The sequence below is a fragment of the Rhodoferax sp. OV413 genome (assembly GCF_945881795.1).
Taxonomy (GTDB): domain Bacteria; phylum Pseudomonadota; class Gammaproteobacteria; order Burkholderiales; family Burkholderiaceae_C; genus Allorhodoferax.
On sequence record NZ_CAMCVG010000019.1, the window covers coordinates 1 to 21,631 of the forward strand.

Genomic DNA, 21,631 nt, shown 5'->3' on the forward strand with positions numbered 1-21,631 from the left:
TGCGTTCCCGACTTGCCTGGGCGGCACTGGCGCCGGTTTTTCTGGTGTCGCTTGCCTTGATGGCAGCGTTTTGGTCCACCCGAATGCGCGACGCTCGCGAGGACTATGCGGTGCGGGTTCGCCTGATGGCCAGCCAGGTTGCCATTGCCAGCGAATACGGCGTGTTCTCCGGTAACACGGCCAGCCTGGACGCCATTGCCGAGGGTGCTGCGAATGAGCCCGAGGTGCTCTCGGTGGGTATTTTTGATGCCGCTGGACAGTTGCTCGCCACCAGCGGCACACCCGGCTATAGGAATGTGCCGCAGGCGCTTAGCGACGTTTACCGGGAGCAGCAAAAGGGCCGCGGCGTGGACGTGGTGGTGCTTCCTGTGGCGGGCGGCGGCCTCACCCTGGACGATTACTTTACGCTGGACGCGGACAAGCGGCCCGATGCGGGGCTGGGGCAGGTGGTGCTGGAGGTGTCCAGGGCAGAGCTTGACGCCCGTGGCCGCGAGACCTTGCTGGTGGCGCTGGTGATCGGCATCGCAGGCTTTGTGTTGGGCAGCCTGCTGGCGCTGCGACTGCTGGATGCGGCGACCCGGGAGTTGCGGCTGCGACGCAGCGAGGCCGAGGCCGCAACGTTGTCGAAATCGCGCTTTTTGGCGGCTGCCAGCCACGACCTGCGCCAGCCCACCCATGCGCTGGGCATGTTCGTGGCGCGGCTGGGGCAGCTGCCTCTGGACGAGCCCACCCGCGAGGTGGTGGGCAACATGGAAGCATCGGTGCACGCCATGCAGGATTTGCTCGACGGGCTGTTGGATGTGACCCGCCTGGAGGCCGGAGCGGTGCAGGCCAAGCCGGTGTCCGCTCCCGTGGAGGACATCTTCCAAAGCCTTCGCGCCAGCCTGCAGCCCCTGGCCCAGAGCAAGGGCCTGCGCCTGCGGGTGCGCGCCACCGATGAGTGGTTTTTTAGTGACCCGGTGCTGCTGCAATCCATGCTGATAAACCTTGCCAGCAATGCGCTGCGCTATACCGAGCGGGGCACGGTCTTGATTGCCTGCCGCGTGACCGAGGGCGGCACGCGATTGCGCTTTGATGTGTCTGACAGCGGCATTGGCATTGCGCCCGAGCACCAGCAGGCCATCTTTCAGGAGTTTTTTCAGGTGGGCAACGCCGGCCGGGACCGCGCCCTGGGAATGGGCCTGGGGCTCAATATCGTGGAGCGCACCGCCCGGCTGCTCGGTCACACGCTGGCGCTGCGATCCCAGGTGGGCTGCGGCACGCGGTTTTCGGTGACGGTGCCGCGGGGGAGGGTGCTTGAAACCGCTACCTCCGCCCCGACGGCGGACGCGCTCCTCGGCGCCGCTGCCAGTGTTGAGCCGGGAATCCGGGCAGGATTCGGGGCCGGCTTTGGCGCGGGTGCGGGCGAACTCGCCGGGTTGCGGGTGTTGTTGGTGGAAGACGATGCCTTGGTGCGGCAGTCGGTGCAGGCCTTGCTGGGCTCCTGGGGTTGCGTGGTTGATGCCGCTGAGGGGCTGAACGATGCCTTGACGCTGGTGGAATCAGGCCCGGCGCCGGACTTGCTGCTGAGCGACTACCGGCTCGGGGATGGCCGCAACGGCATGGAGGCTATTGCAACGCTGCGCGCCTGCGTGGGGACTGAGGTGCCGGCGTGCCTGATGAGCGGGGATGTGAGCGCCGAACTCATGCAATCGGCTAGGGCGGCCGGGCTAACTTTGTTGCACAAGCCGGTGCGCCCTGCCAAGCTGCGCAGCTTTTTACGTCACTTGGCGCTCGCCCGGCGGTAGCCGCGGCGGGCCGCTTCCATCACCGCCTGGGTGCGGTTTTGCACACCGAAGTTGCGCAGGATGGCGCTCACGTGGTTCTTGATGGTTTCGTCGGACAGGTGCATGGTGATGCCGATTTCGCGGTTCGAGCGGCCTTCGAGCAAGCCTTGCAGCACCAGCTCCTGGCGTCGGGTGAGTGGGGTGATTGGGGGGTGGGAGGTGCTCACGTCGCCTTGCAGCTCGGGCGGCGAATAGGTACCACCGTCAAGCACCTGCCGCACCGCAGCCAGCAGCGCTTCGCTCATCGAAGACTTGCTTACAAAGCCGGCAGCGCCGCCTTGCAGTGCCGCCCGCATGGTGTCCATATCGGCAGTGCCTGAGAGCATGACCACCGGTAGCTCCGGGTGTTGCCGGCCAAACATCGCGAGCCCCGCCAGACCCTGCATGTCGGGCAACTGGTAGTCCAGCAGCACGAGATCAATATCGGGGTGTTGGTCGGCGAGAGTGAAGGCGTGGGCGCAGGTCCCGGCTTGCAGGACGCAAATGTCTTCGTCCAGCCCCTTGAGGACTTGATGCAACCCCTCCCGCACCAAGGCGTGGTCGTCCACCACCAGAATTTTCATGGCACCCTCCCGATACTTTTTATGGCGCCCTCCGGCAAGCTGTAAAGGTCTGTCTTTGGCTGCGGAGGATGGTAGCGCAAAGTGCCGGGCACGCGCCATGAAAAAGGCCCGCAGCGCAAGGCGTGCGGGCCCGAAAAGGCAAGGTGTTGCCGGCTTAGCCGCCGTGGATTTGCATCATCAGCGGCACGATCAGCAGGGCCACGATGTTGATGATCTTGATCAGCGGGTTGATGGCCGGGCCGGCCGTGTCTTTGTAGGGGTCGCCCACGGTGTCACCGGTGACGGCGGCCTTGTGCGTCTCAGAGCCTTTGCCGCCGTGGTGGCCGTCTTCGATGTACTTCTTGGCGTTGTCCCAGGCGCCGCCGCCGGTGCACATCGATATGGCCACAAACAGTCCGGTCACGATGGTGCCCATCAGCAGCCCGCCCAACGCGGCCGGGCCCAGCGCAAGTCCCACTACCACCGGAACCACCACCGGCAGCAGGCTGGGGATCATCATTTCCTTGATGGCGGCGGCAGTCAGCATGTCGACCGCGGTGTCGTACTCGGGCTTGCCCGTTCCGTCCATGATGCCCTTGATTTCCTTGAACTGCCGGCGCACCTCTACCACGACGGCGCCTGCCGCGCGGCCCACCGCTTCCATGGCCATGGCACCGAACAGGTAAGGAATCAGCCCGCCGATGAACAGGCCGATGATGACCATCGGGTCGCTCAGATCAAAGCTGATGACGCGGCCGTAAGCGTCGAGCTTGTGGGTGTAGTCGGCAAACAGCACCAGCGCCGCCAGACCGGCGGAACCGATGGCATAGCCTTTGGTCACGGCCTTGGTGGTGTTGCCCACCGCGTCCAGCGGGTCGGTAATGTCGCGCACGCTGGCGGGCAGCTCTGCCATTTCGGCAATGCCGCCGGCGTTGTCGGTGATGGGGCCGTAGGCGTCGAGCGCCACCACAATGCCCGCCATGCTCAGCATGGAGGTGGCGGCAATGGCAATGCCATAGAGCCCGGCCAGCGCATAGGAGGTGTAGATGGCCACACACACAAAAATCACCGGCCATGCGGTGGAGCGCATGGACACGCCCAGGCCGGCAATGATGTTGGTGCCGTGGCCGGTGGTGGATGCCTGGGCAATGTGCTGCACCGGTGCGTATTGGGTGCCGGTGTAGTACTCGGTGATCCAGACCAGCGCTGCGGTCAGCAGCAGGCCCACAGCGCAGGCGCCGAACAGCTTGAGCTGGCTACCGCTGGCAACAATCGCGTTATCCGGCATGATCCAGATCGTCACAAAGTAGAAGGCAATCAGGGACAAGCCTCCTGCCACCGCCAACCCTTTGTAAAGCGCGGGCATGACGTTTTTCATGCCCGGAGAGGCCTTGACAAAGAAGCAGCCCACGATGGACGCAATGATGGAGACCGCGCCCAGTGCCAGCGGATACACCACCGCGCTGGTACCTGCGCCGGTGACCAGCAAGGCACCCAGCACCATGGTGGCAATCAGTGTGACGGCGTAGGTTTCAAACAGGTCGGCCGCCATGCCGGCGCAGTCACCCACGTTGTCACCCACGTTGTCGGCAATCACGGCAGGGTTGCGCGGGTCGTCCTCAGGAATGCCGGCTTCGACCTTGCCGACCAGGTCGGCCCCCACGTCGGCGCCCTTGGTAAAGATGCCTCCGCCCAGACGGGCAAAAATGGAGATGAGCGAAGAGCCGAAAGCAAAACCAATGAGCGGGTTGAGCAGCTTGGCCAGGTTTTTGTCGGGTGTCATGTTGCCATTGCCCACCAGGAACCAGTAAAAAACCGTCACGCCGAGCAGGCCCAGGCCGACCACCAGCATGCCGGTGATGGCGCCGCCGCGGAAGGCGACATCCAGCGCAGGGCCTATGCCGCGGGTCGCGGCTTGCGCGGTGCGCACGTTGGCCCGCACCGAGATATTCATGCCGATAAAGCCGCAGGCACCCGAGAGCACCGCGCCCACCACAAAGCCCACTGCCGAGAGGCTATCGAGAAAAATGCCGATCAGAATGGTCAGCGCCGCTCCGACCACTGCAATCGTCTTGTACTGCCGCGAGAGGTAGGCGGCCGCGCCGGTCTGGATGGCGGCGGCAATTTCTTGCATGCGCGCGTTGCCGGCGTCTTGCGCCAGGATCCAGCTGCGTGCCCACACGCCGTATGCCACGGCGATCAGTCCGCAAAAAAGCGCCAGATACAGCGCTGTGTTGCCCGTCATAGGAATCTCCTCATTCGTTGTGTCGCAAAGATGGGGCAACGCCAGCGTTGTCCCCGCTGCGTTGCTTCCTCAGTGCTCCAGCCCTGGCAGGCAAGGGGAGTTGATTGGCCAACGAACCCAATGTAGCGCGCTTTAGCGCGGCTGCGAAGCATTCGAAAGTACCAAGTCAGTAAAATCAGGGTTAATCCTTACGGTTCTTGTTTTAACTTCCACAAAGAGAGATTGCATGTCCTTAGACAACGTCACCCCCGGCTCCAAGATTCCTGAATCGTTCAACGTGATCATCGAAATCTCGATGAACGGCGACCCCATCAAGTACGAAGTGGACAAGGCCTCGGGCTGCATTTTTGTGGATCGTTTCATGAATACCGCCATGCACTACCCCACCAACTACGGCTATGTGCCCAAGACGATTGCCGGCGACGGCGACCCGGTGGACGTGCTGGTGATCACCCCGGTGCCGCTGCCCCCCGGTGTGGTGGTGCCCTGCCGCGCGCTGGGTATTCTGAAAATGGAAGACGAGGGCGGACTCGACGGCAAGGTGTTGGCCGTGCCCACTGAAAAAATCCTGCCGCTGTATTCCCGCTGGAAGTCGCTGGAAGACCTGAACCCGGTGCGCCTGCAAGCCATTGAGCATTTCTTTGCGCACTACAAAGACCTTGACGCCGGCAAATGGGTCAAGATCCAGGGCTGGGGCGGTATCGAAGAAGCCCACAAAGAAATTCTGGACGGCATCACTGCCTACAACCAGCAATAAACGGCTGTCCGGGCTGGCTTTGGACGGCCCCGCCTTGCCGCTGGAAAGCCACGGCGCGGGTGTATCATCAAGCGTGAAAAATGTGAAAAAACATTTGAAATCGACCAACGGAGTAGCTTGATGAGCATGAACACTTTGGCACCCCAACGCGGCACAGGCCGGTCTTCCGGCGAGGCCAATGACGCCGACTCCGGCCAGTACCTCAGCCTGCGCCTCGGTAGCGAGGAATACGCCATCGACATCCTGCGCGTGCAGGAAATCCGTTCCTACGAAGTCCCCACTGCGATGGTGAATTCGCCCAGCTATGTGAAGGGCGTCATCAACCTGCGCGGTGTGATCGTGCCCATCGTCGATTTGCGCTTGAAGCTCAACCTCGCCGATGTGAAGTACAACGATTTCACCGTGGTCATCATCCTCAACATCCGCGGCAAGGTGGTCGGTGTGGTGGTGGACGGCGTGTCCGATGTGGTGGCACTGCAAAACGACACGATCAAGCCCGCTCCGCAGTTTGAAGCTGCGCTGGACGGGCGCTTCATCGTCGGACTGGCGACCCTGGGCGATCGCATGCTGATCGTCATGAACCTCGACGCCCTGATGAGCAACGCCGAGCTGGGCATCGTCAGCTGAATCTCAGGATTGCCCTGCGGTGCGGGGTGAGGCCGCTTGCTTGAGCGGGTTGCGGTGCTCTAGGTGCTCCATGTAGTTCTGAACGCCCGCGCCCTCCCGCTCCAAAAATTCCTGCACGGCTTGCGCAAAGGACGGGTGCTGCAGCCAGTGGGCGCTGCTGGTTTTAACCGGTAGCAGCGCGCGGGCCATTTTGTGTTCGCCCTGCGCGCCGCCCTCGAAGCGGAGGTAGCCATGCTCAATGCACCACTGCAGGGGCTGGTAGTAGCAGGCCTCAAAGTGCAGGCAGTCCACCGATTCCAGCGACCCCCAGTAGCGCCCGTAAGCAACCCGGTTTTGAGGGTCAAAAGTGCCGCTATCGCCCGTGGATATTGCGCCAACAGCTATCAAACTGCTAGCAATCTTCCGGCCTTCGCGCTCGGCGACAAATAGAAGCCAGTGCTCGGGCATGGTGGAGGCCATGCGGCCGAAGAAGTCGCGGGTGAGGTAGGGCGGGTTGCCGTGCTCGCGGTAGGTTTGCGCGTAGCAGCGGTAAAAAAAGTCCCAATCCGCCTCGCTGATGGCCGCGCCCAGCGTATGCCGGAAGGTGACGCCGGCATCAGCAACCTTGCGCCGCTCTTGCTTGATTTTTTTGCGCTTTTCCCGGTTGAGCGAATGCAGAAAAGCATCAAACCCGCTGTAGCCGGGCGAGGTGTTGTGCCAGTGAAACTGCACGGTATGCCGCTCCATCCAGGAGCCGGCGGTGGCAGCTTGCATGTCGGGCTCGCTGGCAAACAGCATGTGGGCCGAAGAAACACCCACCGATTCACACCACGCCTGTACTGCCTGCAACAGGGCCGCACGCGCGGGCCCGTCAGACGCCAGCAGGCGGCTGCCCGGCACCGGGGTGAATGGCACGGCAATCACCGCCTTGGGGTAGTAGGGCAGGCCATGGCGCTGGTAGGCGCTGGCCCAAGCCCAGTCGAACACGTATTCGCCGTAGGAGTGGTCTTTGAGGTAGACCACGCAGCCCGCGCACAGGCGCTCTGCGTGGTGCAGGGTGATGAAGTGGGCGTTCCAGCCGGTGGCGGCGGTGGCGCTGCCGCTCTCCTGCATTGCGGCCAGATAGGCGTGGCGCATGAAGGGGGTGGGGGCCGATTGCGCAGCCAGGAGCGCGTCCCACGCAGCAGCGTCTACGCCCGAGGGCCCGTCGGATACCCGGATGACATAATCAGTCTTACCCATTGAGCGCCCCCCGGCGCGGCAGCTGCAAGGGGCCTGCAATGCGGCCTCGGCTGTGAACATCGATATGCTGGTTCATGACTCTCAAACTGTGCGTTGCGCAACTCAATTTCATCGTCGGTGACCTGACGGGTAATGTGAAAAAAATCGTCGATGCGGCAACCGCGGCCTACGCACAAGGCGCGCAGCTGGTGCTGACGCCGGAGTTGTCCATCTGCGGTTATGCGGCCGAGGACTTGTTCTTGCGGCCTGCCTTCATCGACGCCTGTGATGATGCCGTGAAAACCTTGGCGCAGCAGCTCGCCGGGTTAAAAGGTTTGTGCGTGGTCGTCGGCCACCCGACCGGGGGCGACAGCCGCACCCGCTCGGTCGCGGTGCAGCGCCGCTTTAACGCGGCCAGCGTGCTGCGCGAGGGCCAGGTGCTGGCCCACTATGCCAAGCGCGAGTTGCCCAACTACCAGGTGTTTGACGAGCGACGCTACTTCAGCCCGGGCGACGGGGTGTGCGTGTTCGAGGCGGGCGAGGGGGCTGGCGCGGTCCGGGTTGGCCTGCTCATTTGTGAAGACGCCTGGTTCGACGAGCCGGCACGACTGGCCAAAGACGCAGGCGCCGAGCTGCTGGCGGTGATCAACGCCTCACCCTTTCACATCGGCAAGGGCTACGAGCGCGAAGCTCGCATGGCCGAACGCTGCCGCGCCACCGGCCTGCCCATGGTTTATGCGCATCTGGTGGGCGGGCAGGACGAGGTGGTGTTCGAGGGGCATTCGTTTGCGCTGGCTGCCGACGGGTCGGTTGCCGGCCGGGCCCCGAGTTTTGAGGAAAACATGTTCTTTGCCAAGGCGGAGCGTGCGCCGGCAGCTATCGAATTGATAGCGCCCGTGGCGCCGGTGCGAGCGGCCGATGCTGATTTGTGGGACGCGCTGGTGCTGGGCGTGCGCGACTATGTCGGCAAAAACGGTTTCCCCGGCGTGTTGCTGGGCTTGTCAGGTGGCATCGATTCGGCGCTGGTGTTGGCCATTGCCGTGGATGCGCTTGGAGCCGCAAGGGTGCGCACGGTGATGATGCCATCGCCCTATACCGCAGACATCAGCTGGATAGACGCACGCGACATGGCCGAGCGCATGGGCGTGCGCTACGACGAGATTTCCATCCTGCCCGAGTTTGAGGCCTTCAAGGCATCGCTGGCCGGCGACTTCGCAGGCCGCGCCGAAGACACCACCGAAGAAAACATCCAGGCCCGCATCCGAGGAACCTTGCTGATGGCGCTGTCCAACAAGTTCGGCAGCATGGTGTTGACCACCGGCAACAAGTCGGAGATGGCTACCGGCTACTGCACCTTGTACGGCGACATGGCCGGCGGTTTTGCGGTCATCAAAGATCTGGCCAAGACCACCGTTTTCCGGCTGGCGCGTTGGCGCAATGCCAACGACCCGTACCGCACCGGAGCGTCACCTATTCCCGAGCGCATCATCACCCGGCCGCCCAGCGCCGAGCTGCGCCCTGATCAGACCGACCTGGACAGCCTGCCGCCCTACGAGGTGCTGGATGGGATTCTGGAGCGCTATATGGAGAACGACGAAAGCATCGAGGCCATCGTCGCCGCCGGGTACCGCACCGAAGACGTGGAGCGCGTCACCCGGCTCATCAAAATCAACGAATACAAGCGGCGCCAGGCGCCGGTGGGAATAAGGGTCACCCACCGCAGCTTTGGTAAAGATTGGCGTTATCCTATTACCAACCGATTTCGGGCCTGATTAGTGAATTGGACGAGCAAATGAAACAAATTACCGCGATTGTCAAACCCTTCAAACTCGAAGAAGTGCGCGAGGCGCTGGCCAACTGCGGCGTCACCGGCCTGACGGTGACTGAGGTCAAGGGATTCGGGCGCCAAAAAGGCCACACCGAGCTGTACCGCGGCGCCGAATATGTGGTCGACTTCCTGCCCAAAATCAAGGTGGAACTGGTGGTCAAGACCGATGACGTAGACCGCTGCGTCGATGCCATCGTGGCCGCTGCCCGTACCGGAAAAATCGGTGACGGCAAGATTTTTGTGACCAATGTGGAGCGCGTGGTGCGCATCCGCACGGGCGAGGAAGACGAGTCAGCCGTTTAAGCCTGCACTAAACGCTGAAGCGCTCCCACAGGGCGGCACACCAAATCGCGCCGCACAGCAAGAGGCTGAGGAGTACCGCCGCGCTGCCGATGTCCTTGGCCCGCTTGGAGAGCTGATGCCACTCGGGCCCCACCCGGTCGACCACCGATTCGACCGCAGTGTTGAGCAACTCCACCACCATCACCGCAATCACGCTCCCCGCCAGCAGGGCGCATTCCACCCAGGTCTGCCCGACAAAAAAAGTGGCGGGTAGCAGCACTATCGCCAGAGCGCACTCCTGCCGGAAGGCGGGCTCGTTCCAGCCGGCGCGCAGCCCTGCCCACGAGTAGCCCAGGGCATGAAAAATCCGGATGATTCCGCGCCGCTGCTTTTGCGGGTTGACGGTCGGGTCGACCTGTTTGGGAGTGGAGGTCGTCATGGGTGGATGGGTCCGCGTTCAGCGGCTCATAGGTGCGGAGTGAATCAGGCGGGTTCCGGCCATGGCGTCGTGCAGGAACTGCCTGCCCGGGTGAAAACGACTCAAGGTCGCCCAGATGGCGACCCAGCCCAGACAGATGACCGTCGCCTCGCCCATGGGAAGCTTGAAATACGCAACCACCAAAAGCGACGGCAGGAACCAGACCCAGCTCAGCACATAGCGCAACAGTGCCCGCTGCTGGGTGATCTTGTTTCCATTGCGGTCTACCACTCGGATGTTCCAGGTCTTCATGGCAAGCGTTTGGCCGTGCGCCCAGAACCAGACGAAATAAATCCCCAAAACCACAAACAAGAAGGCCTGCAGGGCATGCCGGTTGTCGAGGGCATAGCGTGTCTGGCTCAGCGTACCAAACAGATAGCCGGCCAGAAAGACAACGCCAAAAAGAAGAATGCCCTCGTAAATCCAGCAAGCCATGCGGCGCCAAAGGCCCGGTGTTTCCAGCGTGTCAGCCAACAAATTGAGTTCCCCTGATGAATGGAAGGCCGGATTGTAGGCACAGGGCTTGAGTGGACACCTTCGCCCTGCGCGCGCTAAGCCTTAACTTGCCTCTGGAGGCTTTGCGGGAATGGCTGGTGCGGGGGCCGGAGTTGGTGGTGGCGCCACCAGGGGTGCGGGCGGCGGCGGTGGCGCTGGCAGGAGCGTGTTGCGGTTAACCGGCTGCTGGGCGGTCAGCTTCTCGCGTTGCGCCTCGGGGGAGTTGCGTGTGAGCGGCACAGGTGTGAGCTTTTGGGGCGGCGGCGCTTTGGCCGCTATGGCCGCACCTGCGGGCTTGACGGGCGCCTTGCCGGCAAGGGCAGCTTTTTCCTCGGGGCTCAGGGCCTGGTAGGCCTCCCAGCCGGCCTCGCGCTGGGCGGGCGGCGTCTTCTTGGTCTCAGCGAAATTCAGGCGTGCCTGCTGCCGCTCGTTGGGCTTCAGGGCTGCCCACTCCGCCATGCGGGCGTGTAGCTTGTCCCGGTCGCCGGCCGACATGTTGGCAAAGTTGTGGGAGAGCGCAATCCACTTGCGGCGGTTGGCGTCGGTCAGGGTGGTCCAGGTGGATTGAAGAGGGGCCAGCGCGGTTTGTTGCGGTGGCGTCAGGCTGGCCCATGTCACGACGGGGGCGGCGGCAACTTGCTGCGTCGGTGGGCCTGCAGGGGTTTGCGCGTTCGCCCACGCACCCGCTGCCGCCAGCGCGGTGGCAAGGCTCAGCCTGATGCAGCGGCTGGGCAGGGAACGATGGGAAGACATGGTCAAGGGAGTGTCGGCGAGGTACAAAGTCAGGCGCGGGCGTGGCGATTCGCGCGATTATTTTTCCTGATTGTTGCGAAGAAATTGCGCGAAACCGGGGTCGGTGTAGGCGGAAGGCGGCAGGTTGTCGGTGAGGAGCTCGGTATCGACTTCGGCAATTTCCTGCGCGCTCCAGTCGTCCTGCACGGCGCCAATCGCAACCAGTCCGGTTACCAGCGCCAGCAGCGGTAACCAGGCGCCGAGCTGCATCCACAGGCCGCGCAGGCCCTCGCCCATCTGCAGGCTGGCCTGTCCTGCGCTACCCAAAACGGCCGCTGCCGGCGCCACCGCGGCTGCCAACTTGCGCTGGGCCACAGCCCGCATGCGTGCCACCTTGAGGCGCTCGGTGATGTCGTGCGAAAGGGTTTGCGTGCCATCGTCCAGACGCGCTACGATCGCGCGCGCAACCGTATCTTGCATGGATGCACCGGAGCGGTGCGTTTTTGTCGTGTTCATAAGCGGATCCCCTTTCCTTTCAGCGCGTTGGCCAGTGCGTGCACAGCCCGCGAGCAGTGCGTCTTGACGCTGCCTTGTGAGCAGCCCATTGCGGTAGCCGTTTCCGCAACATCCATATCCTCCCAGTAACGCATGAGGAAGGCCTCTCGTTGACGGGGCGGCAGCCTCAATATCTCTTCTTCAATGCTGAGCAAGGTTTGTGCCCGCTCGGTCTGCGTTTGTGCGCTCTCGGACTGCTCGCCGCCTTGCGCGGTGACCAGTGACTCCAGAAGATTGAAGTCTTCGTCGTCATTGCCGGATTCGAAGTCGCTCAGGGTCGAAAAAAGCGCGCTGTAGGTCTTTTGACGGCGGAACCAGTCCAGTGTGCTGTTGGAGAGTATGCGCTGGAACAGCATGGGCAATTCCTCTACCGGCTTGTGCCCGTAGTGCTCTGCGAGCTTCATCATGCTGTCTTGCACGATGTCGAGCGCAGATTCGTCATTGCGCACGTGGTATGCGGCCCGTTTGAACGCCCGTCGTTCGACACTTTTCAGAAAGTCGGAGAGTTCTTTTTCGGTGGCCAAGGGACGGGCTTCGGTGGGGCGGGTGGCGCAGATTTGCTGCAGCAGATTATTGCACCCTGGTCTGAGGGTCCCCGGGCGCTTGCGGGACAGTGTCAAACAAATGCCATAATAGCGGTCCAACAAAAAAGGCAAACGGGTCCTGGTCCGGCGCAATATTCAGTGCGCCCATGGCTTTGACCTTAAGTCCCGACGCTACTCCACAAGAGTTTGCGAAGGGGCACCCAAGGTTTTTCGTCAGAGAAATTCACAAAGGTTCATCATGGAAATTTCTAAAGCCGAAATCGCTTCGGCAGCATCCGCGCACAAGCCAGTCGCCGTTCCCGAGTTGAGGGGTGCGGAAGTACTGGTCAAAGCACTCCAGGCAGAAAACGTACAGTTCGTCTGGGGCTACCCTGGCGGCGCGGTTCTGCATATTTACGATGCTTTTTACAAGCAAGAAACCATTCAGCACGTGCTGGTGCGCCACGAGCAGGCTGCTGTGCATGCCGCAGACGGCTATGCCCGCGCGACCGGCGAAGTGGGTGTGGCTTTGGTCACCTCCGGCCCGGGGCTGACCAATGCCGTGACCGGCATCGCCACGGCCTACATGGACAGCATTCCGATGGTGATTATTTCGGGCCAGGTGCCGACGCACGCCATCGGCTTGGACGCCTTCCAGGAATGCGACACCGTGGGCATTACCCGCCCCATCGTGAAGCACAACTTCCTGGTCAAAGACGCTAAAGACATGGCCGAGGTGATGAAGAAGGCCTTCCACATTGCCCGCAGCGGCCGCCCAGGCCCGGTGGTGGTGGACGTTCCCAAGGACGTATCTTTCAAAAAGGTGGCTTACCACGGATACCCCGAGACCGTGGAAATGCGCTCCTACAACCCGGTGCGCAAGGGCCATGGCGGACAGATCCGCAAAGCCCTGCAGCTGCTTTTGAACGCCAAACGCCCCTACATCTACACGGGCGGCGGCGTGTTGCTGAGCAATGCCTCGGCGGAGCTGCGCACGCTGGTGGACATGCTGGGCTACCCCTGCACCAACACCCTGATGGGCTTGGGCGCCTATCCCGCAAGCGACCGCAAGTTCCTCGGCATGTTGGGCATGCACGGCACGGTGGAGGCCAACAACGCGATGCAACACTGCGACGTGCTGCTAGCGGTGGGCGCGCGCTTTGATGACCGCGTCATCGGCAACCCCAAGCACTTTGCCCAAAACGAGCGCAAGATCATCCACATCGATATCGACCCCTCCAGCATCTCCAAGCGGGTGAAGGTCGATATCCCCATCGTCGGCGATGTGAAAGACGTGCTCAACGAGATGATCGGCATGATCCGCGAAGGCGCGGGTAAGCCCGACGGCGCAGCATTGGGCGCCTGGTGGGACACCATAGAAAGCTGGCGCGCCCGCGACTGCATGAAGTACAGCCCCGGTAATGGCGACGTCATCAAGCCGCAGGCGGTGGTTGAAACCCTTTGGAATATGACCAAGGGCACCGACACCTACATCACCTCCGATGTGGGTCAGCACCAGATGTGGGCCGCGCAGTACTACAAGTTCGACGAGCCGCGCCGCTGGATCAATTCCGGTGGCTTAGGCACTATGGGTGTGGGTATTCCGTATGCCATGGGCATCAAGCTAGCTAAACCGCAGAGCGAGGTCTTCTGCATCACCGGCGAAGGCTCGGTGCAGATGAACATCCAGGAGCTCTCTACCTGCCTGCAGTACAACACGCCCATCAAAATCTGCTCACTGAACAACCGTTATCTCGGCATGGTGCGGCAGTGGCAGGAAGTGGAGTACGAAGGCCGTTACAGCCACAGCTATATGGATGCGCTGCCCAACTTTGTGAAGCTGGCCGAAGCGTACGGGCATGTCGGACTGCTCATCGAGCGCCCTGAGGACGTGGAGCCCGCCCTGCGCGAAGCCCGCCGGCTCAAGGACCGCACGGTGTTCATGGACTTCCGTACCGACCCCACCGAGAACGTGTTCCCGATGGTGCAGGCCGGCAAGGGCATCACTGAGATGCTGCTCGGGTCGGAGGATCTCTAGCCTTTTTAGGGTCAAATCGCCGCCCGACGCTTATGCAGTATGCGCGGGCTGCTATCAATTTTGAATGAATCTATTGATCGCCAAGCCTGCTGCTTACCGGTAGCGGGGGAGGGCGGCGGGGGCTGGAGCTCTTGCGTAGTCAAAAAGAGGAATCGGTATTTATGAAACACATCATTGCAGTTTTGTTAGAAAACGAACCCGGCGCGCTGTCCCGGGTGGTGGGGCTGTTTTCGGCCCGCGGTTACAACATCGAGTCGCTGACCGTTGCCCCCACCGAGGACGCCAGCCTCTCGCGCATGACCATCCAGACCACCGGCTCGGACGATGTTATCGAGCAAATCACCAAGCACCTGAACCGCCTGATTGAGGTGGTGAAGGTCGTTGACCTGACCGAAGGCGCCTACACTGAGCGTGAGTTGATGATGGTCAAGGTGCGCGCCGTGGGCAAAGAGCGCGAGGAGATGAAACGCATGGCGGACATTTTCCGCGGCCGCATCATCGACGTGACCGAGAAAAGTTACACCATCGAGCTCACCGGCGTCCAGTCCAAGAATGATGCGTTTCTCGAAGCCATCGATCGCACCGCTATCCTGGAGACGGTTCGCACCGGCTCCAGTGGCATAGGACGCGGCGAGCGGATTTTGCGGGTGTAATGCAGGGTTTTCCTGTGTGCGCTTCGGCTGGCTCAGCACACAGGAATTGTTTGGCGACCGTGTTTACCGTTCGCCCCGAGCTTGGGTGGTTTTTGCAACAGGGCGCTTTTCGCCACTATTTATTCCGGAGAGAGAAATGAAAGTTTATTACGACAAAGATTGTGACCTGAGCCTGATCAAGGGCAAGACTGTGGCCATCATCGGCTACGGCAGCCAAGGCCACGCCCACGCTCAAAACCTGAACGACAGCGGCGTGAAAGTCGTGGTCGGCCTGCGCAAGGGCGGCGCTTCCTGGGACAAAGTCGGCAAGGCCGGCCTGACCGTGATGGAAGTGAACGACGCTGTGAAGGCCGCGGACGTTGTCATGATCCTGCTGCCCGACGAGCAAATCGGCGAGGTGTATACCAACAACGTCGCCCCCAACATCAAGCAAGGCGCCTCGCTGGCGTTCGCTCACGGCTTTAACGTGCACTACAACCAGGTCGTGCCCCGCGCGGATCTGGATGTGTGGATGGTTGCTCCCAAGGCGCCCGGCCACACTGTGCGCAACACCTACACCCAAGGCGGCGGCGTGCCCCACCTGGTGGCGGTTCATCAAGACAAGTCCGGCAAAGCCCGCGATCTGGCCCTGAGCTACGCCATGGCCAACGGCGGCGGCAAGGCCGGCATCATCGAGACCAACTTCAAGGAAGAAACAGAGACCGACTTGTTCGGCGAGCAGGCCGTTCTGTGCGGTGGCGCTGTTGAGCTGATCAAGATGGGCTACGAAACCCTGGTCGAAGCCGGCTACGCGCCTGAAATGGCGTACTTCGAGTGCCTGCACGAGCTCAAGCTGATCGTCGACCTGATTTACGAGGGTGGTATTGCCAACATGAACTACTCCATCTCCAACAATGCGGAGTTCGGCGAGTACGTGACCGGTCCTGAAGTCATCAACGAAGAGTCCCGCGCTGCGATGCGCAACGCCCTCAAGCGCATCCAGAACGGTGACTACGCCAAGATGTTTATCCAGGAAGGCCGCCTGAACTACCCCAGCATGACCGCACGCCGTCGCAACACCGCCGATCACAGCATCGAAGTGGTGGGAGCCCAGCTGCGCGCCATGATGCCTTGGATTGCCAAGAACAAGCTGGTTGATCAGACCCGCAACTAAGCTGCTTTCGCGCTCTGCAAGAGGCCACTTCGGTGGCCTTTTTTCTTAGTGCTGCCCCAGGCGCACGCTGCCTTACACTGCAACGCTTACGCAGGTTCAATGGAGATGACATGCACGACGGAACCGAAACACAGGCTTCAGAGGTTGAGCCGGGCCCTATGAATATCCGCCGCAAGGGTATTTACCTCTTGCCTAACCTGTTCACCTTAGGCGCCTTGTTTGGTGGTTTTTACGCCATCGTGATGGCCATGAACGATCGCTTTGATCTGGCGGCAATTGGTATTTTTTGCGCCATGGTGCTCGACAGCCTGGATGGCCGCGTGGCCCGCATGACCAACACCCAAAGCGCATTTGGCGAGCAGATGGACTCCCTCTCCGATATGGTGTCCTTTGGGGCTGCGCCGGCGCTCATCGCCTACGAATGGGCCCTGCGTGACTTGGGTCGCTGGGGTTGGTTTGCGGCGTTTGTGTATTGCGCCTGCGCCGCGCTGCGCCTGGCCCGCTTTAACGTGAACACCGCGGTGGTGGACAAGCGCTACTTTCAGGGCATGCCATCGCCCGCGGCAGCGGCCCTGTTGGCGGGTTTTATCTGGCTGGTGAACGACCAGGGCATGAGCGGTGAAGACGTTGCCTGGCCGATGTTTGTTTTGGCCCTGTACGCGGGCCTCACCATGGTGACCAACGCACCGTTCTACAGCTTCAAGGATATCCAGCTCAAGCGCAGCGTGCCCTTTGTGGTGATTGTTCTGATTGCTCTGGGCATTGCAGTGATCAACATCCATCCGCCGATTGTGATTTTCGGGATTTTTGTGGTCTATGGGCTGAGTGGATATGTGGTGTACGCCGTGCGCAAGTTCCGCGGGGTTCAGACCAGCGTGATCAGCACCTCCACCGACGAGCCTGATGAGCGCGGCCTGCACCGCTAGGCAACCGCGCGGGTTTAATCAGAATTTGGGTTAAGCCGTAGCCAGGATGACCGATAAATAGATGAGGTTTGGCCTGCAAGTAGTTGATTAATTTGAATTTTTTTGATTACACTGGTTGTCATATTTACAAAAAGCGTTTCTGCGTGAGGCTCGGACGCTTTTTTTCAAAGGATTTACGTTGAAACGCATACTCGTTCAGTTGGTCACCGCCGGTGTGGTTGCCACATCGATGCTGGCGGCCCCCCACGCAGCGGCAACGACCCCCCACGGCAAATCAAGCATCAAGGCCCCTGCCAAACCCCAGCAGGTCAAGTCTCCGGCCAAGGCCCAAGTAAAGGCACCGGCCAAGGCCAAGCCCAAAGCTATGGCTGCGAAAAAGCAAGCCGTTCAAGTGAACCGGAAAGCCGTGCCGGTGGCGGTGGTAGCGCCTCCCCGACCCTCCTACGGTCAACTCGCCGGCTTGCATGGCAAGCAGGACGCGCTAGCGCTCAAGTCCAGCGTGGCATTTGTGGTGGACCAGGACACGAAAGAGGTCCTGTTCAGCAAGAATGAAAATGCCGTGCTGCCGATCGCTTCCTTGACCAAGCTGATGACCGGCGTGCTGGTCAGCGAAGCCCGCCTGCCCTTGGATGAGATGCTGGAAATCACCCAGGCCGACGTGGATACCGAAAAGGGCAGCAGCTCGCGCTTGCGCGTGGGTACCCAGCTCTCGCGTGGCGAGCTCCTGCACTTGGCGCTGATGTCCAGCGAGAATCGCGCCGCCCACGCGCTGGGTCGCACCTACCCCGGCGGGCTGTCAACATTTGTCGGCCTGATGAACCTCAAAGCCCGCCAGCTTGGCATGGTGGACACCCAGTACGTCGAGCCCACCGGCCTGAGCAGTCGCAATCAGTCCAGCGCGAAAGACCTGGCCACGCTGGTGAGCTATGCCTATGGCGATGTCACTTTGCGCGAGATGTCCACCTCGGTGGGCCACCAGGTCGAGGTGGGAAACCGCACCCTGCAGTTCAACAACACCAACCGTCTGGTCAAGAGCCCCGAGTGGGACATCGGCTTGCAGAAAACCGGCTACATCTCCGAGGCCGGTCAGTGCCTGGTGATGCAGGCGCGGATTGCCGGCCGCAAGCTGATTTTGGTGTTCCTGGACTCTGCGGGCAAGCTCACTCGCCTCGCCGATGCCGAGCGCGTGCGCAAATGGGTGGAGGCTGGCCATGCGTCCCCTGCCCGAAGCACGCCCCTCGCGCTCAAGGGGTTCGACAGCCGGATTGCTGCGAACTAAACAGCAAAGGGTCGGCTAGCGGAGATCAGGTCGGAAACCCAGCGTTTCCGAGATGAAGCGGGCCGTATCTTTTAACCTGGGCAACCACTCATCTTCCAGCCTGCCGGAAGGCGCGGAGATGGACAGTCCTGCAACCAACTTGCCCTGGTCGTCGTAAATGCCGGCTGCCATGCAGCGCACGCCCAGCTCCAGCTCTTCGTTGTCGCTGGCCTGGCCGTACTGGCGTACCTTCGAGAGCTCGCGTTCCAGAGTTTCCAGCTCGGTAATGCTGTTTTTCGTGTGACCCTGCAGGCCGGTGCGCGTGGCATACGAGCGGATGCGCAGCGGGTCGTCCGCTGCCAGAAAAAGCTTGCCCACCGAGGTGAGGTGAAGCGGAGCCCGCCCGCCGATGGCGCGTACGACCTGCATGCCGCTGCGCTCGCTGTAGGCGCGCTCCACGTAAATGATTTCATCCCCCTGCCGCATGCTGAGGTTGACCGGCTGTTGAATTTGCTTGTGCAGTTCGCGCATCGGACCCAGGGCCGCATCACGAACATTGAGCCGGGCCTTCACCAGATTCCCCAACTCCAGCAGACGCATGCCCAGCCGGTAGCTGCCCGCCTGCGGGCGATCCACAAACCGTCCGGACACCAAGTCATTCAAAATCCGGTGCGCGGTGGAGGGGTGCAGGCCGGCGCGTTCGCTGATTTCCTTCAGTGGGATGGCATCTTCGCGGGAGGCCAGTACATCAATCAGGGTGAACATGCGCTCCAGCACTTGGACTGCAGGCGCTGCTTGGGGGTCGTGTTCTTTTTTTGTCATGGTGATCCTCTTCTGGATGTTAACCCGTCAAAGGTCTGACTCTTGGGCCTGGGTTGACTCTGGCACCCGCCAGCGGCCGTCTATCAGCAATTCATGCGGCGCGAAGCGCGCCTTGTAGTCCATCTTGGCGCTGCCGCGAATCCAGTACCCGAGGTACAGACGGGGCAAGCCCATCTGTCGCGCCTGCTCAATCTGCCACAGCACGCCATAGGTGCCGTAACTTGCACGTTCTTCCGGTGCAAAAAATGTGTAAACCGCCGATAAGCCGTCGTCCAGCACGTCGAGGATGGACACCATTTTGAGAGCGCCGGGAGGGGCATCGTCGGAAGCGGGCTCGCGAAACTCAACCAGCCGCGAGTTCACGCGGCTGTGGAGCAGGAACTGCACATACTGGTCAACGCTGTCCTCATCCATGCCGCCACCTGCATGGCGGCCGAGTTGGTACTGCAAATACAGGTCGTAGTGTTCCTGGGAGAAACCCAGGTTCAGCACCCTGGCCTTCAGGTGCGCATGTTGCTTGAAGGCCCGCCGCTGGCTCTTATCCGCCTTGAATTGGGCCACTGGAATGCGCAATGGCGTGCAGGCCTGGCAGCCGTCGCAATAGGGCCGGTAGGTGAACATGCCGCTGCGCCGGAAACCCTTTGCTACCAGGTTGGAATAGGTGGCGGTGTCGATGATGTGGCTGGGCGTAGCGACCTGCGAGCGCGCCTGGCGTTCGGTCAGGTAACTGCAGTCGTAGGGCGCTGTGGCGTAGAACTGCAGTGTCTGGAGGGGGAGGTCGGTCAGGTCGGTCATGGGACTGCTCCGGATTCTGACAAGAGCGCTTGCCAGTATAGAGGCTGAAAGTCCCACCGGATGCCCGGCTGCGCCTGTGCGCTTTGCAGCGCCTGGGCGAATGCCTCCCGCTCTACCGGCTCTGCGCCCATGAAGGCGAGGTGCTCGGTCACTTGCTGGCAATCGATCCACTCCACCCCCTGCGCCAGAGACAGCCCGACCAAGGCCGCGAGCGCAATTTTGGAGGCGTCGCTGCGTCGCGCAAACATCGATTCACCGAACACCGCCCGGCCCATCGACACGCAATACAGCCCCCCAATCATTTCTCCGTCTTGCCAGGTCTCCACGCTGTGGGCGTAGCCTGCGCGGTGCAGGGCAATATAGGCGTCCTGCATCTCGGGCAGTATCCAGGTGCCGGCCTGTCCGTGCCGCAGGCTGCTGGAGCAGGCGTGAATGACTGCTTCAAAAGCAGAATCGACCCGGATTTCGCAGCCCGGCGTCTGCATGAACCTGCGCAGCACTTTGCGCAGCGAGCGGTGCAGGCGAAATGCCCGGGTCCGCAGCAGCATTCGAGGGTTGGTGCTCCACCACAGCAGGGGCTGCCCGGTGCTGTACCAGGGAAAGATGCCCTGCGAATAAGCACGCAGCAAGGTCTCGGAATTGAGCTCGCCGCCTGCGGCCAGAAGGCCGGGCGCATCGGAGTTCTCACCCCACGCAGTGGCGGGCTCCGGAAAGGGATCGCCGGGCTCTAGCCAGGGCAGTGCGGGTGGGCGGCGGGGCATCTCAGGGGGAGCAAATTCTCGGCGGGCACGCCGAATCAGAAGGTTTAACGGGTTAGAATACCAGCTGTCGGGGTGTAGCGCAGCCTGGTAGCGCATCTGCTTTGGGAGCAGAGGGTCGCGAGTTCGAATCCCGCCGCCCCGACCATTCATTCACAATCAAAGGCTCTAAAGTCATGCTGCTTTGGGGCCTTTGTCCTTTGTGCCCGTAGCTCAGTCGGATAGAGCAACAGCCTTCTAAGCTGTGGGTCGGGGGTTCGATCCCCTCCGGGCACGCCATTTCCCTGTCCCCGTTTCTCTTCCGCCCCGCTGCTACACGGCAAGTGGCAGCACGCTTTGCTCAAGCCCGAGCCAGCGCTTTGCGGCGGATTCCAGGGTGAGGGGGTTACCGGTGCTGTAAAAAACCACCTGCTGCGAACCGGTAGCCCGCCCGGCACAAATCGCCTGGCCGGCTTGCAGCAGCCGACGGGTCTGTCGGGCTACCGGGGCACCGCCTTCAAGGTAGCGCACGGCCGCCCCCGTGCCGGCGCGGAGGTGCGATTCGGCAAAGGGGTAATGGGTGCAGCCTAGAACCAGTGTGTCAATTTGCCCGGTTTTGGTGCCAAAACTGCCCATGGCGCCCGTGTATTCTGCGCAGGCTGCTTCTATTTTGATAGTGTCGAACTGTTCGATCGCCAGCGCAAGGCCGGCACAGGGCTGCACCACAAAGCGTGCCTGCCCCTCCAGGCTGGCAAGCAGTCGCTGGAATTTGTCGCTTCGCAGGGTGCTGCGGGTCGCCATGACGCCAATGACACCGGTTGTGCTCAAACCGACTGCAGGCTTCAAGGCCGGCTCGATGCCGACGATGGGTAGCTGCGGGTGCTGCTCGCGCAGCAGATGAATGGCCGCGGCTGTGGCGGTGTTGCAGGCCACCACCAGCGCCTTGATGTGATGGTGGGTCAGCAAATGGGCCGTGATGGCGCGCGCGCGCTCAATCACGTAGGCATCGTCTCGCTCGCCGTAAGGCGCGTGCCCGCTGTCCGCCACGTACACCACCTGCTCATCCGGCAGTTCGGCCAACAGCGCGCGCAACACGCTCAGGCCGCCCACGCCGCTGTCAAACACCCCGATGGGGCTGGCGCTATGGCTTGGCAAAGG

Annotated in this window: 22 protein-coding genes and 2 tRNA genes; 12 read left to right on the forward strand and 12 right to left on the reverse strand. The window is 61.9% G+C overall.

Features of this window, described 5'->3' with window-relative positions; all coding sequences use genetic code 11:
* Positions 1–1,787: ATP-binding protein (locus Q0O05_RS04130; protein ID WP_293660630.1), on the forward strand; the 1,787-nt coding region annotated here is incomplete at its 5' end.
* Here Q0O05_RS04130 and Q0O05_RS04135 read toward each other — a convergent pair.
* Both Q0O05_RS04135 and Q0O05_RS04140 read right to left on the reverse strand, forming a co-directional pair.
* Positions 1,763–2,389, reverse strand: coding sequence for a response regulator transcription factor (locus Q0O05_RS04135; protein WP_293660631.1), 627 nt, complete (start codon positions 2,387–2,389; stop codon positions 1,763–1,765). The two genes, Q0O05_RS04130 and Q0O05_RS04135, sit on opposite strands and share 25 nt — an antisense overlap.
* 154 nt (positions 2,390–2,543) lie before the next feature.
* Complete coding sequence (locus Q0O05_RS04140) at positions 2,544–4,613, reverse strand: sodium-translocating pyrophosphatase (protein WP_293660632.1); 2,070 nt, start codon at positions 4,611–4,613, stop codon at positions 2,544–2,546.
* A 226-nt stretch (positions 4,614–4,839) separates the two neighbouring features.
* Here Q0O05_RS04140 and ppa point away from each other — a divergent pair, with 226 nt between their 5' ends.
* Together ppa and Q0O05_RS04150 are read left to right on the forward strand one after the other, a co-directional pair.
* The gene (gene ppa / locus Q0O05_RS04145; protein ID WP_293660633.1) at positions 4,840–5,370 is read left to right on the forward strand and encodes an inorganic diphosphatase; all 531 of its coding nucleotides are present in this window, start codon (positions 4,840–4,842) and stop codon (positions 5,368–5,370) included.
* 126 nt (positions 5,371–5,496) lie between these two features.
* Positions 5,497–5,997 carry a chemotaxis protein CheW gene (locus tag Q0O05_RS04150; protein WP_293660654.1) on the forward strand — a complete coding sequence of 167 codons (501 nt, stop codon included), beginning with the start codon at positions 5,497–5,499 and terminating at the stop codon, positions 5,995–5,997.
* A 3-nt stretch (positions 5,998–6,000) separates the two neighbouring features.
* Here Q0O05_RS04150 and Q0O05_RS04155 read toward each other — a convergent pair whose 3' ends face one another.
* A complete protein-coding gene (locus Q0O05_RS04155; protein WP_293660634.1) occupies positions 6,001–7,218 on the reverse strand; it encodes a GNAT family N-acetyltransferase in 1,218 nt (405 codons plus the stop codon).
* A 74-nt stretch (positions 7,219–7,292) separates the two neighbouring features.
* On the opposite strand from Q0O05_RS04155, the gene Q0O05_RS04160 reads away from it, so the two are divergent.
* A complete protein-coding gene (locus Q0O05_RS04160) occupies positions 7,293–8,969 on the forward strand; it encodes an NAD+ synthase (RefSeq protein WP_293660635.1) in 1,677 nt (558 codons plus the stop codon).
* Positions 8,970–8,989: 20 nt separating this feature from the next.
* Positions 8,990–9,328 carry a P-II family nitrogen regulator gene (locus Q0O05_RS04165; protein WP_293660636.1) on the forward strand — a complete coding sequence of 113 codons (339 nt, stop codon included), beginning with the start codon at positions 8,990–8,992 and terminating at the stop codon, positions 9,326–9,328.
* A 7-nt stretch (positions 9,329–9,335) separates the two neighbouring features.
* Here the strand turns inward: Q0O05_RS04165 and Q0O05_RS04170 are convergent, their stop codons facing one another.
* The 5 genes from Q0O05_RS04170 to Q0O05_RS04190 form a co-directional block, all read right to left on the reverse strand.
* On the reverse strand, positions 9,336–9,746 hold the full coding sequence (locus Q0O05_RS04170; RefSeq protein ID WP_293660637.1) for a diacylglycerol kinase: 411 nt from the start codon (positions 9,744–9,746) through the stop codon (positions 9,336–9,338).
* Between the two features lie 18 nt (positions 9,747–9,764).
* Positions 9,765–10,262 (reverse strand): RDD family protein, encoded by a 498-nt coding sequence (locus Q0O05_RS04175; protein WP_293660638.1) that lies wholly within the window; start codon positions 10,260–10,262, stop codon positions 9,765–9,767.
* 81 nt (positions 10,263–10,343) lie between these two features.
* The gene (locus Q0O05_RS04180) at positions 10,344–11,033 is read right to left on the reverse strand and encodes a DUF3106 domain-containing protein (RefSeq protein WP_293660639.1); all 690 of its coding nucleotides are present in this window, start codon (positions 11,031–11,033) and stop codon (positions 10,344–10,346) included.
* 57 nt (positions 11,034–11,090) lie between these two features.
* Complete coding sequence (locus tag Q0O05_RS04185) at positions 11,091–11,528, reverse strand: DUF3619 family protein (protein ID WP_293660640.1); 438 nt, start codon at positions 11,526–11,528, stop codon at positions 11,091–11,093.
* The gene (locus tag Q0O05_RS04190) at positions 11,525–12,091 is read right to left on the reverse strand and encodes an RNA polymerase sigma factor (RefSeq protein ID WP_293660641.1); all 567 of its coding nucleotides are present in this window, start codon (positions 12,089–12,091) and stop codon (positions 11,525–11,527) included. Before Q0O05_RS04190 ends, Q0O05_RS04185 begins: the two co-directional genes overlap by 4 nt.
* Before the next feature lie 259 nt (positions 12,092–12,350).
* Here Q0O05_RS04190 and Q0O05_RS04195 point away from each other — a divergent pair, with 259 nt between their 5' ends.
* From Q0O05_RS04195 to Q0O05_RS04215, 5 genes are all read left to right on the forward strand, one after another.
* Positions 12,351–14,129, forward strand: a complete 1,779-nt coding sequence (locus Q0O05_RS04195; protein ID WP_293660642.1) for an acetolactate synthase 3 catalytic subunit — start codon at positions 12,351–12,353, stop codon at positions 14,127–14,129.
* Positions 14,130–14,290: 161 nt separating this feature from the next.
* On the forward strand, positions 14,291–14,782 hold the full coding sequence (gene ilvN / locus Q0O05_RS04200; protein WP_293660643.1) for an acetolactate synthase small subunit: 492 nt from the start codon (positions 14,291–14,293) through the stop codon (positions 14,780–14,782).
* 136 nt (positions 14,783–14,918) lie between these two features.
* The gene (ilvC, locus tag Q0O05_RS04205; protein WP_293660644.1) at positions 14,919–15,935 is read left to right on the forward strand and encodes a ketol-acid reductoisomerase; all 1,017 of its coding nucleotides are present in this window, start codon (positions 14,919–14,921) and stop codon (positions 15,933–15,935) included.
* A gap of 110 nt (positions 15,936–16,045) precedes the next feature.
* Complete coding sequence (gene pssA / locus Q0O05_RS04210; protein WP_293660645.1) at positions 16,046–16,861, forward strand: CDP-diacylglycerol--serine O-phosphatidyltransferase; 816 nt, start codon at positions 16,046–16,048, stop codon at positions 16,859–16,861.
* A 229-nt stretch (positions 16,862–17,090) separates the two neighbouring features.
* A complete protein-coding gene (locus tag Q0O05_RS04215; RefSeq protein ID WP_293660655.1) occupies positions 17,091–18,140 on the forward strand; it encodes a serine hydrolase in 1,050 nt (349 codons plus the stop codon).
* A gap of 15 nt (positions 18,141–18,155) precedes the next feature.
* Here the strand turns inward: Q0O05_RS04215 and Q0O05_RS04220 are convergent, their stop codons facing one another.
* Genes Q0O05_RS04220 through aat form a run of 3 tightly spaced genes read right to left on the reverse strand, consistent with a single transcriptional unit; the run spans position 18,156 to position 20,497 of the window.
* Complete coding sequence (locus Q0O05_RS04220) at positions 18,156–18,941, reverse strand: IclR family transcriptional regulator (protein WP_293660646.1); 786 nt, start codon at positions 18,939–18,941, stop codon at positions 18,156–18,158.
* Positions 18,942–18,968: 27 nt separating this feature from the next.
* Positions 18,969–19,736, reverse strand: coding sequence for an arginyltransferase (locus Q0O05_RS04225; protein WP_293660647.1), 768 nt, complete (start codon positions 19,734–19,736; stop codon positions 18,969–18,971).
* Positions 19,733–20,497 carry a leucyl/phenylalanyl-tRNA--protein transferase gene (aat, locus tag Q0O05_RS04230; RefSeq protein WP_293660648.1) on the reverse strand — a complete coding sequence of 255 codons (765 nt, stop codon included), beginning with the start codon at positions 20,495–20,497 and terminating at the stop codon, positions 19,733–19,735. The genes Q0O05_RS04225 and aat overlap by 4 nt, the downstream gene beginning before the upstream one ends.
* A 68-nt stretch (positions 20,498–20,565) precedes the next feature.
* Between aat and Q0O05_RS04235 the strand changes: the two genes are divergently transcribed.
* Together Q0O05_RS04235 and Q0O05_RS04240 are read left to right on the forward strand one after the other, a co-directional pair.
* Positions 20,566–20,642 (forward strand) — tRNA-Pro (locus Q0O05_RS04235).
* A gap of 54 nt (positions 20,643–20,696) precedes the next feature.
* Positions 20,697–20,773, forward strand: a tRNA-Arg gene (locus Q0O05_RS04240).
* A gap of 33 nt (positions 20,774–20,806) precedes the next feature.
* On the opposite strand, the gene murI is transcribed toward Q0O05_RS04240, so the two are convergent.
* Entirely contained in the window at positions 20,807–21,628 is an 822-nt protein-coding gene (gene murI / locus Q0O05_RS04245; protein WP_293660649.1) for a glutamate racemase, read from the reverse strand.
* Between the last annotated feature and the right edge of the window lie 3 nt (positions 21,629–21,631).

Coding starts and splice junctions, on each gene's coding strand:
- ppa (WP_293660633.1), top strand. CDS start 4,840: ATGTCCTTAGACAACGTCACCCCCGGCTCCAAGATTCCTGAATCGTTC.
- Q0O05_RS04180 (WP_293660639.1), bottom strand. CDS start 11,033: ATGTCTTCCCATCGTTCCCTGCCCAGCCGCTGCATCAGGCTGAGCCTT.
- Q0O05_RS04155 (WP_293660634.1), bottom strand. CDS start 7,218: ATGGGTAAGACTGATTATGTCATCCGGGTATCCGACGGGCCCTCGGGC.
- Q0O05_RS04140 (WP_293660632.1), bottom strand. CDS start 4,613: ATGACGGGCAACACAGCGCTGTATCTGGCGCTTTTTTGCGGACTGATC.
- Q0O05_RS04165 (WP_293660636.1), top strand. CDS start 8,990: ATGAAACAAATTACCGCGATTGTCAAACCCTTCAAACTCGAAGAAGTG.
- Q0O05_RS04195 (WP_293660642.1), top strand. CDS start 12,351: ATGGAAATTTCTAAAGCCGAAATCGCTTCGGCAGCATCCGCGCACAAG.
- Q0O05_RS04215 (WP_293660655.1), top strand. CDS start 17,091: ATGCTGGCGGCCCCCCACGCAGCGGCAACGACCCCCCACGGCAAATCA.
- Q0O05_RS04135 (WP_293660631.1), bottom strand. CDS start 2,389: ATGAAAATTCTGGTGGTGGACGACCACGCCTTGGTGCGGGAGGGGTTG.
- Q0O05_RS04160 (WP_293660635.1), top strand. CDS start 7,293: ATGACTCTCAAACTGTGCGTTGCGCAACTCAATTTCATCGTCGGTGAC.
- Q0O05_RS04170 (WP_293660637.1), bottom strand. CDS start 9,746: ATGACGACCTCCACTCCCAAACAGGTCGACCCGACCGTCAACCCGCAA.
- ilvC (WP_293660644.1), top strand. CDS start 14,919: ATGAAAGTTTATTACGACAAAGATTGTGACCTGAGCCTGATCAAGGGC.
- Q0O05_RS04225 (WP_293660647.1), bottom strand. CDS start 19,736: ATGACCGACCTGACCGACCTCCCCCTCCAGACACTGCAGTTCTACGCC.
- pssA (WP_293660645.1), top strand. CDS start 16,046: ATGCACGACGGAACCGAAACACAGGCTTCAGAGGTTGAGCCGGGCCCT.
- ilvN (WP_293660643.1), top strand. CDS start 14,291: ATGAAACACATCATTGCAGTTTTGTTAGAAAACGAACCCGGCGCGCTG.
- Q0O05_RS04150 (WP_293660654.1), top strand. CDS start 5,497: ATGAACACTTTGGCACCCCAACGCGGCACAGGCCGGTCTTCCGGCGAG.
- Q0O05_RS04185 (WP_293660640.1), bottom strand. CDS start 11,528: ATGAACACGACAAAAACGCACCGCTCCGGTGCATCCATGCAAGATACG.
- aat (WP_293660648.1), bottom strand. CDS start 20,497: ATGCCCCGCCGCCCACCCGCACTGCCCTGGCTAGAGCCCGGCGATCCC.
- Q0O05_RS04220 (WP_293660646.1), bottom strand. CDS start 18,941: ATGACAAAAAAAGAACACGACCCCCAAGCAGCGCCTGCAGTCCAAGTG.